This is a genomic window from Paenarthrobacter sp. NPDC056912, from assembly GCF_042786555.1.
GTDB lineage: Bacteria > Actinomycetota > Actinomycetes > Actinomycetales > Micrococcaceae > Arthrobacter.
On sequence record NZ_JBHUCD010000011.1, the window covers coordinates 170,342 to 180,237 of the forward strand.

Annotated in this window: 7 protein-coding genes; 2 read left to right on the forward strand and 5 right to left on the reverse strand. The window is 57.5% G+C overall.

The window, feature by feature from the left end; genetic code table 11:
- The first annotated feature begins 329 nt into the window (after window positions 1-329).
- Window positions 330-1,469, forward strand: a complete 1,140-nt coding sequence (locus tag ACFRJ9_RS13910; protein WP_377668870.1) for a P1 family peptidase — start codon at window positions 330-332, stop codon at window positions 1,467-1,469.
- A 126-nt stretch (window positions 1,470-1,595) separates the two neighbouring features.
- On the opposite strand, the gene ACFRJ9_RS13915 is transcribed toward ACFRJ9_RS13910, so the two are convergent.
- The 5 genes from ACFRJ9_RS13915 to ACFRJ9_RS13935 all read right to left on the reverse strand — a co-directional run bounded on the left by ACFRJ9_RS13915 (window position 1,596) and on the right by ACFRJ9_RS13935 (window position 8,116).
- Window positions 1,596-2,321: an aspartate/glutamate racemase family protein gene (locus tag ACFRJ9_RS13915; protein WP_377668872.1), complete on the reverse strand. Its 726-nt coding sequence runs from the start codon at window positions 2,319-2,321 to the stop codon at window positions 1,596-1,598.
- A gap of 8 nt (window positions 2,322-2,329) precedes the next feature.
- A complete protein-coding gene (locus ACFRJ9_RS13920; RefSeq protein WP_377668898.1) occupies window positions 2,330-3,361 on the reverse strand; it encodes a dipeptidase in 1,032 nt (343 codons plus the stop codon).
- A gap of 136 nt (window positions 3,362-3,497) precedes the next feature.
- Entirely contained in the window at window positions 3,498-4,658 is a 1,161-nt protein-coding gene (locus ACFRJ9_RS13925; RefSeq protein ID WP_377668874.1) for a M20 family metallopeptidase, read from the reverse strand.
- A 126-nt stretch (window positions 4,659-4,784) separates the two neighbouring features.
- Window positions 4,785-6,182, reverse strand: a complete 1,398-nt coding sequence (locus ACFRJ9_RS13930) for a serine hydrolase domain-containing protein (protein WP_377668877.1) — start codon at window positions 6,180-6,182, stop codon at window positions 4,785-4,787.
- A gap of 281 nt (window positions 6,183-6,463) precedes the next feature.
- Entirely contained in the window at window positions 6,464-8,116 is a 1,653-nt protein-coding gene (locus ACFRJ9_RS13935) for a PucR family transcriptional regulator (protein ID WP_377668879.1), read from the reverse strand.
- Between the two features lie 247 nt (window positions 8,117-8,363).
- On the opposite strand from ACFRJ9_RS13935, the gene ACFRJ9_RS13940 reads away from it, so the two are divergent.
- Window positions 8,364-9,734, forward strand: coding sequence for an aspartate aminotransferase family protein (locus tag ACFRJ9_RS13940; protein ID WP_377668881.1), 1,371 nt, complete (start codon window positions 8,364-8,366; stop codon window positions 9,732-9,734).
- Window positions 9,735-9,896 lie beyond the last annotated feature (162 nt).

The following is a 9,896-nucleotide window of genomic DNA, read 5'->3' on the forward strand; positions in this document are numbered from 1 at the left end:
GTGAAGCGAGGACGGTCAGTCGTTTCCTCCAAAATACGCCGGTACACCAGTGTCGCCTGGTTCTTCGAGTTGGCCGCTGTGGGCACCGAAAAGGCGAGGCGTACGTCTGAATCGATGGGCGAACAATATCAATCTTGTACCAACCAAGCCGGCCCCGAGCTTCCCGCCAACCCCGTGAAACTCCTTGCATGTCCAGGCCAGAGCAGCTAAAGTCAACGAAACAATACAAGATTTTTCTTGTGTTAGTAGCAGGCAACACAAGATGCCAACCGTGCCTCTGCAGCTGCTTTTGCACCCACCTGTCACCACACGAAGAATGGACTGCACCTATGACACGCCTTCGGGATCTTGGACTCGGAATCGGTCCTTTTGCCATCGGGCAACACAATGCCATTACGGACGTCGCCGGCGTCCGCGTCGGCCATACGACCCTCATCTCCGGCACAAGTCCGTCAGATGACGGCCCGGTGCGCACCGGCGTCACCATCGTCCAGCCTCGTGCCGGCAGCGTACGCGACCAGCCCGTCTTTGCCGGAGCCGTGAGTTTGAACGGCAACGGTGAGTTGACCGGTCTCGAATGGGTCCGTGAGAGCGGGTTGCTGACAACGCCAATCGGGTTGACGAACACCTTCAGCGTCGGGGTGGTCCGCGATGCGATCGCCGAATACGACACGCGAACCTCCGGAACGGACACGTACTGGTCGATGCCGGTCGTTGGCGAAACTTACGACGGCGTACTGAACGATATTCACGGCCAACACGTCACCGCCCAACACGTCTTCGATGCTCTCGACGCGGCGCAATCCGGTCCGGTGGCCGAGGGAAACGTCGGTGGTGGAACCGGGATGCTTTGCCATGAGTTCAAAGGAGGAATCGGCAGTTCTTCCCGGGTTTTGTCCGAGAAGGACGGCGGATGGACGGTCGGTGTTCTCGTGCAGGCGAACTATGGCACGCGTGAGGCCCTCCGCGTGGACGGCGTACCTGTCGGATCCCTGATTCCCGCCTCGGAGGTACCCCTTCCGACATCCTCCCGTTCTTCTGCTGCGTATCACCGCCTTCCCGCGGGTGCCGGGTCCATCATCGTGATCGTGGCGACGGATGCGCCGCTGCTCCCGGGTCAATGCCGTCGTCTTGCGATGCGTGCCGCCGTCGGCCTGTCTCGCGTGGGCGGTGCCGCATCAGACTCGAGCGGCGACATTATGCTTGCGTTTTCAACGGGCAATGACAGCATCCCCGGCGAATACTACGGGAGCCCTGCCCTCACCATGACCCACGAGCTGAGGGCAGTCCCACACCAACTACTGACTCCTGTTTTCGAAGCTGTATCCGATGCTACGGAAGAGGCCATCCTCAACGCGATGCTCGCCGCGGAGGACATGACTGGACGTGATGGAATCACTGCCCATGCGTTGGATGGTGAACGGCTCCTGGAAGTGATCAACAATTACCGTGGATCAGGCCGTGACTAGAACTTGATCCACCTCCCATCCGACGCAAGCTGATATTTGAGGGTTTGTTGTCAATGGGACATAGCTGAGCGGTCCGCGGCTGGGTTGTCGCGGACCGCTCTTTTGCGCTTGTTCGGGGGCTTGTCTTCAGGCAGTCTTGGTCGCGAGAGCTCGCGCCAGGAGGTCTGAAACATCAATCAAGTTCTTTCCTGCGCGCGTACTATCGACGTCGATAAGCGGCAGTTCCGTGCAGGCTTGAAGTACCACGTCGCTGTGAAGTGAGGCGCATAGGGTGAGAAATTCTCGTTCAATTTCAGGTGTTGAGCCGCCTGCAACCTTGACGTCGTAGATGAGATGGTGCAAAGACTCAGATTCGACAGGCAACTCAACACTAAAGTGTTCCGCGAGAGCCGTATAGGACGACCAATGGCCCAAGTCCATGGTCTGCCTGCTGCCGAGCAATGCCACGCCTTGATCGGCGGGGTGGTTGAGGCGACGTAACTCCTCGATGACTACCTGCGAAGGCGTGATCAACTGTGCATCGAGTTCCAGGGCATCAAGCCGATCAGCAAAGTAGTTCAGTGTGTTGCAGGCAATCACGTAGTAGTCCACTTGGGGAGAAATTTGTCGGGCCGTGTGCTCCAGTGCGCACCAAACCTGTTCTTCACGCTTTTCCAATTCCATCGAGTATCCGAGTTCTGGAACAGAAGCAATGATCACGTGCGGGGCATGGACATCGCCGTCATAAATGGTGCCCAGCATGGCCCTGTTGTGGTGAAGGACTTTCGTCCACAAGTCGATGCCGGCTTCGGGACCAGACCCCGCAATGATCCCGAGCCTTGTTTCGCCAGTTGGTGATGGATGGTTATTCACGTGGTCTTCTAGTCCAGTGCAGAGAGAGCCTGGGCACTTGTCTGGTCGAGAACGCGCAGCAGATTTTCGCCCATCAACTTGGCGAGGTCCTCAGATGACCAGCCTCGTTCAGCGAGTCTGTCAATGAGCACAGAGAAGCCCGAGACATCGGTCATTTCATCGGGAAAGTCGTCACAACCGTCGTAGTCGCTGCCCAAGCCGATGTGATCGATGCCTGCAATATCTCGTGCATGCTCAATGTGCTCAATCAAGTGATTGATCGACGTGGAGGGTCGCAATCCGGCTCGACCATTCACATCCCACTCGTAGTAGGCCTCATCAAGGAACGCTGGAACGAACGCGATCATGATGACGCCTCCATTCGCTGGAAGTGTTTTCAGGATCGAGTCAGGGACGTTCCTGGGGTGCCGGCATAGGGCTTGGCATGCGGAATGGCTAAAGATGACCGGGGATGTGGATGTCTCGATCGCATCTTTCATTGTGTCCGGGGAAACATGCGATAGGTCAACAAGGACACCAAGCTCGTTCATCACCTTCACGGTCTCGCGTCCAAAGCTGCTGAGACCTCCATTGACTGGCTCGTCAGTGGCTGAGTCCGCCCAGGGGTTATTCGAATTGTGTGTCAGCGTCATGTACCTGAGGCCTAGCCGGGCCAGCATGCGCAACGTGGCGTGGGAGCTGCCAATGCTGTGCCCGCCTTCGGCACCAAGCAAAGACGCAATTCGTCCGTCCCGCCAAATTCTCCGTACATCGTCACCAGTGCGGGCAAGTTCAAAAACCTCCGGATACCTCTTGAGCATCCTGTAAACAAAATCGATCTGTTCGAGAGTGAACTGCACAGATTCGGACTCAGTGGGGGCCGCGGGTGCAAACACAGACCAGAACTGGCCTCCGACTCCTCCGCGCCGCAGTTTGTCGATATCAGTATTGAAGCGGGAATCGAGTTCCAGGCCTTCGACTGAGTAATTCGCAGTTTCCCTAGAGGCCCAAGGAAGATCGTTGTGTCCATCAATGAGCGGGACACGACTAAACGCTTCCACTGCAGCAGGGTGGGTAAGGGAGGGTTGTGTGGACTTCGTTGAAGTCATTTCCAGGTCTACCTGATTCTCTTGGGGGGCGTCTCTGCACCCGGTCTTAGCGGAGGATTCAGTATCGACTCGTAAGGGTCGATACAGGTTAGTAAGGGATCGATCGAGTGGACATCAGCCCGGATAGCAGTTGCGCCAGGCGCGCCGTCTGCTCTGGAATGGATGCCACCACCACATGTTCATCAGCAGAGTGCGCTCCACCGCCCACCGCACCCAAGCCGTCAAGGGTAGGTATTCCGAGGGCGGAGGTGAAATTTCCGTCAGATGCTCCACCAACAGCAACTCCTTCAAGCTCGGGGAGGCCCAGCACTCGTGCGGCCCGCCTGGCATGGTCGAAGAGGACACTGGACATATCTGATTCCATGGGTGGGCGATTTGGGCCTCCTGAAACATGCACAGACGCCTCCGGGTTCAAGGTTGTTAGTCCACGAATCCTCGAATCGACGCGATTTTGCTCCACCGACGTTTCGGCTCGCACATCTACCGTCAGCAGGGCCGAGGCAGGGACTGTGTTGGAGGTGGTCCCGATAGTTCCACTGGTCGGTACTACAGACGTGCCGGCGTTCAGATCACCAAGTCCTGCAATTCTTTGTATTTGAGTTGCCATTTCAAGACCGGCGTTTATCCCGAGCTCCGGCTCCAGGCCGGCATGAGCCGCTCTACCTCTCACTTCAATTTCGTACAATGAAACGCCTTTGCGGGCGATCTTCAATGCGCCGCCAGGAGCCGCAGCTTCGAGCACAAGCACCGCCTCGACCTGCGCGGCCTCCGATTCAATGAGTGAGCGGGATGTTTGGGATCCGGTTTCCTCATCGCCGGTGATAAGAATCGTGACGCCATCAAGAGCATCGAGGCCCTCATGCTCGATAATGAGGCTGCAAGCGAAGAGCCCTTGGACAATGCCGACCTTCATGTCAAAACATCCAGGCCCCCGCATGATGCCATCGACTACCAATGCGGGGAGTTCGGCCAAGGAACCGATGGGCCAAACGGTGTCGTGGTGTCCAAGCAGGAGGGCCCGGCGGTCACCCGACCCGATCTTCCACAGCAGATGAGGCACATTCTCGGTGCGAACTATTTCAGGAGGCTGCCCGAGCAGACGCTGTCCAAGCTCGGCCACGTAGGCTGCAGACGATTCAAGGGCAAGATTGTCACCCGAAGGCGACTCCTGCTCAACCAGTCCCAACGACGCTTCAATCATTTCCTCGGAAACGTCGCGGGCGGCGTCAAGATACGAGAACTCTGTCATGCTTGCTGCTCCTGGATGTTACTACGGGCTTCTTACCGGGATTTGGCGACAGTCGGTGAGAAACGGATTGGCGTCCGCGCCAGCCTTGGGCAGGCTGACGCGGACTGGTGTCATTACGGCAAGAATTTAGCCAGATACTTTTCTATAAAGCCGTCCGCCATAAAGAAATTCAACGCCATCGATGACTAGGTGCTGGAATTCGGTCGCCGATCCTTCGGGATCAGCCACGAATCTGGAATTCGACAGCAGATGAGCCTGGAGCGGCGGCTGGTCAGGTTCCCCATCTACTTCGACCTTTGCCGAGGCAGCCAGCAGTAGCTGCCCGTCCTCCCGGCGGGTCAACTCGAAGCGTGTCGTCGTGGTTTCATAGGTACCGAGCAACCCACTGCTATCGAAGTCATCGCTAACACCCTCATCGAGGGGCTTGGGATAGGTCAGTCCCAGCTCAGCACCAATGGCAGTCTCCAACTCCTTGGCCAGAAGGTACCCGCCGCGGGAGTTGGTCAGAACACTCATCGCAACATTTACTTCGGGAAAAGTGTGAAGACTGGCAATCTGACCGATAGTAGCCCCGCCATGGCGAACAGCCATCGCAGTCCCCCAGTCCGACAAAACCCAGCCCAATCCCCAAGCCTTATCCACAGTGGAGACGGTCGATAGGTCGAACTGCGGCGTCCGCATGAGTCGCGCTGACTCCTCGGACAGGATTCGCTTCCCATTCAGTCCGAGACCATCACGCATATGCGCCGACGCAAACATGAGCAGATCCTCCACCGTGCCCGTAATGACCCCTGCCGGGCCCATGGACCTCACCAGAACCCATTCCTTGGTCGGGACCACCTCTTCCCCGGACGCCGGATCAGCACTTGCCAGATGCCCAACCGCGGCACGGAACAACGGAGCATCCTTGGTCCTGGTGATGACGTGGCTCAGTCCCAACGGTTCATAGAGATAATCAACCAGCACATCATCCCAGGCCTGCCCGCGAAGAACCTCAATAATCCTTCCGGCAACGGTGAACCCGGAGTTGCAATAACTCAGTTGCCCGCCAGGCTCGGTGATGCTGGTGGCCGTGGACAACGACGCAACGTACTTCTCAATGCAGTCATCGCCATACCCCGTGTCAGTGAAGAGATCACCATCGATCCCACTGGTGTGCGTCAACAAGTGGCGCACAGTAATCAGGCCCGAATACTCAGAGTTGGCAATATTGAAGTCAGGAAGAACATCAACCACCAAGGTATCGAGAGTCAGTTTCCCCTCGTCAACCAACTGCATGATCAGAGTCGTGGTCCAGATCTTCGTGATCGATCCGTACTGGAAAATCGTCTCCGGCGTGACCTCAACACCAGTGGCAAGACTGGTCACCCCGGTCGTCAAAACACGCAGATCCACATCACCCGCTGAATCGAGCGCAATCAAACCAACCTGCACCCCCGGCACGGAATGCTTCTTGGCCAGAGAATCAAGCCGTTCCTGCCACTCCGGCGTGGTCAGCAGATCTGAAGGAATTGTTACGGACATTAGTACTCCTGAAAATTATCGTTCCCGAAGGGGGAAAAACTGGGCTGGAAACTAGCGAGGCCTAGCTCTTCCCGCCTGCGTAGAGGCAGGCCAATCCTCTTATCCGTGGATATTGCGCTCTTCACAAATTCAGTCTTCCAGCGTGACGCAGATCAAGTACAGTGCGTGGTGCAGCGATATTGGCTTGAGTATTGTCAAATCGCACAACCCGCGAGTAAGAGAGCGGTCTACCCCAGTTTGGGTCCGAAGCCGCCGGATTCCAGCAGTTCCGCGGGCCTGGTTCAGGTCCCGAGTGTCCTACCCGAGGCCTCGTCATCAAAGAGGCTGTAGGCCATAACGGCTACGTGAAGGGAAGCGTGGATATGGGGGTCATCGAGATTCACTCCCAAAACTGTTTCGATTTTAGCCAGGCGATCGTACAAAACCGTTCGCGATAGAAGGAGCCGCTTGGCGGCAGCCGTCTTCCCGCCTGGTGTCTGGAGCACAACAGCGAGGAGTTCGAGTAACTCGGTGCCGTGCTTGGCATCGTAAGAAACGAGCGGCCCCAGTTCGCGCCGGACGAACAGGTTTAGCCGTTCGTCGTCGCGTAGTAGATGGATGAGACCACGTAGATGTACGTCCGCAAGGGTCACCCAGGGTCTCGGATCCTCGTCTGTGGTGGCGGCCAGAATGTTCCTCGCATCGATCAACGTTCGGAATATTTGTTCAAAGCTTTCCACCACTTCGCCGCAGGCCACAACGAATCCGCCGGACTTTCCCAACTCCTGTGTGAGCCTTCTTAACACTCCGTCTACCGAGGTGTCCCCCTGTGTACTGACCAGGCCGAGAACATGATCCGTATCGAGCCCGACAATCATTGAGAGTCCTAGTGCTCGCGCTGATGATGTCAGGAGCATCGCGACGTCCGAGGGATGCCACTGCCTGGACCCGTCGAAGGGGATTCGTCCCCTGATCCCTATTGCAAAGAACTGCCGAGACTGAACGGGAAATTGAGCTGCTTCACACCGCAGTGCGAGCTCCGGTGACAGGCGACCGGAGCGAAGATCAGCGAGCAGGTTCGTATGCGTATTGCGTTCGATACTGTCTCGGGCCCGCGTCCGCATCTGGTGAAGAACCAAGGCTCCTGCTGCACGTTCCAGGAGAACGTAGTCACGGCGGCTGGGCAATGCGTCGGTCATGAGCACAAGCCGACCCCAGTCGTCGCCGCGTGACCCAACAACAGTCATCAGCCACCCCTTGCGACGGTCGTATCCCGTACGTCCAAATAACACTGCCGTCCTTGACCGCCGTGTCCAGTCCTTGAGGATGTCTGAGGTGTTCCGCCCAGCGCTGTCGAACCCGATAACCTGGTGCCGCGTTGTTTCCAAAACCACTGGGAAACCGGCTGACAATGCAACAGCGGCGAGAATGTCATCCGGTCCCGATGCCTCTAAATCCAGCCGGGTAAAAGTCTCGTGGACGTGGTCAATGGCCCGCAGGTCTTCAATCTGTGCTTCAAGGATGAGGCCCCCGATCTGCTCAGTGACTTCGGCGAAACGTATTTCCCGGTGAAGCGCCACGAGGAGTAGCTCGACCCTGGCGCAAGCGTTAGTGAGGGCCTCAGGAACTTCTTGCCATTTTCTTCCAAGTTCAAGGAGAAGTCCCGCGGCTCCGGCGGCAGCCAATGATTCCGCGTAGGCGCCAAGGCCCTGATCGTCCACGGGAAGAAATGAGCCTGTTGTCATCACTAGTTCGTCTCCACGTAACAGGTGGGCGATATCGGACACTTCTGCTGGGTGTATCCAACGAACTGGCCGGTCGAGTTGGTGTGCAGCAGCGAGAATCTCCGGTTCGGCGGAGGCCAGGACCTGAGTGGCTAGCACTTGCCTCACAGTGGGCAACATATTGCTCCTCGACGGATGTAGGCATAGTGCAACGTTTCGGCAGCCAAACATAGTGGAACGCAGGCTACAGAGCGCAGGAACCTGGGACGTGGCCGCTATCGTGCCGATGGTATGGCGATAGCCGCCCCATGGACAAGTACACCTTGGAACGGTCGGTCACGGTATCGAGACATAGTGTCGGGAAATGCGCCTGAAACAGACAACTTGTCGCTTCGTTCTGTTTCTCAGCTCGGCGATTCTGGACTAGCCAGCAAGCGGAGGACGCCGAGCGAGGACTAGCGTGAAGAGACGGGAACAAATGAGCATGATCGACACCAGTGCGAGGACCGAAACAGCGTCGGACCGCGCCTATCGTCTAGACCGAGAGCATGTCTTTCATTCTTGGTCGGCGCAGGATGCGTTGCGCCCAATGGTTATTGCAAGGGCTGAGGGAAGCTATGTCTGGGATGGTGACGGCAACAGGTACTTGGATTTTTCCAGTCAACTCGTCAATATGAACGTCGGCCATCAGCACCCCCGTGTCGTCAGGGCCATTCAGGAGCAGGCAGGGAAGCTTTGCACGGTGGCGCCACAGTACGCAGTCGATGTGCGAAGCGAAGCAGCCCGCCTCATCTCGGAACGGACACCCGGCGACCTCAACAAGGTCTTCTTTACTAATGGCGGCGCGGATGCCAACGAGCATGCAGTGCGGATGGCACGCCTCGTCACAGGTCGTTACAAGGTCCTAACCACCTATCGGTCGTACCACGGGGGAACCACCACTGCGGTCAACATGACCGGCGACCCCCGCCGTTGGGCCAACGACTACGGAAATACCGGGACAGTCCACTTCTGGGGACCCTTCCTGTACCGGTCAGCGTTCCACTCAGAGACAGAAGAGCAGGAATGCCAGCGCGCACTTGAACACCTTGAACGCACAATCGCCTTTGAGGGACCCACGACAATCGCGGCCGTTGTTCTGGAATCAATTCCGGGGACGGCTGGCGTCATGGTGCCGCCCGCGGGTTACATGCAAGGCGTGCGTGAAATCTGCACAAAGTTTGGGATCAAGATGATTGCCGACGAAGTCATGACCGGTTTCGGCAGGGCTGGATCCTGGTTTGCCATTGGCGACATGGGAGTCACGCCCGACCTGCTGACTTTTGCCAAGGGCGTTAACTCCGGATATGTTCCCCTAGGTGGCGTTGCCATCAGCGACGAAATCGCATCCCACTTCGGCTCGCGCACCTATCCAGGTGGCCTGACCTACTCGGGCCACCCCCTCGCTGCCGCCTCCGCAGTTGCTGCGATCAACGTCATGGAGGACGAGGGCCTCATAGACAATGCGCGCCGCCTGGGACAAGAGGTCATCGGACCACGACTGCATGAAATGGCTCGCTCCCATCCCAGCCTCGGCGATGTGCGCGGTAAAGGCGTCATGTGGGCCCTCGACCTGGTTAGCGACCCAGCTACCCGTGCGCCGATGGCACCCTATGGCGGTTCAAGCCCTGCCATGAACGAGGTTTCTGCGTTTTTGAAGGCTAAGGGAATGTTGCCGTTCGTCAACTTCAATCGAATTCACGTGGTGCCCCCTTGCAACATCTCGGATGCAGATGCGCGCAAGGGACTGGACATGATCGATGCAGCACTTGCCATTGCGGACAAATATGTCGTCGGCAGTGACAGCTGACGACATGAAGAGGCAACCCAACCAAGCCACACTTCACGACATCAGCCATTCACAAGGAGTAATTCAAATGGTGCGCGAGCTTTCACACTACGTAGACGGCCAAAGGATCGACGGCACGTCGGGCCGGTTCAGCGATGTCTTTGATCCCTGCACGGGCGAGGT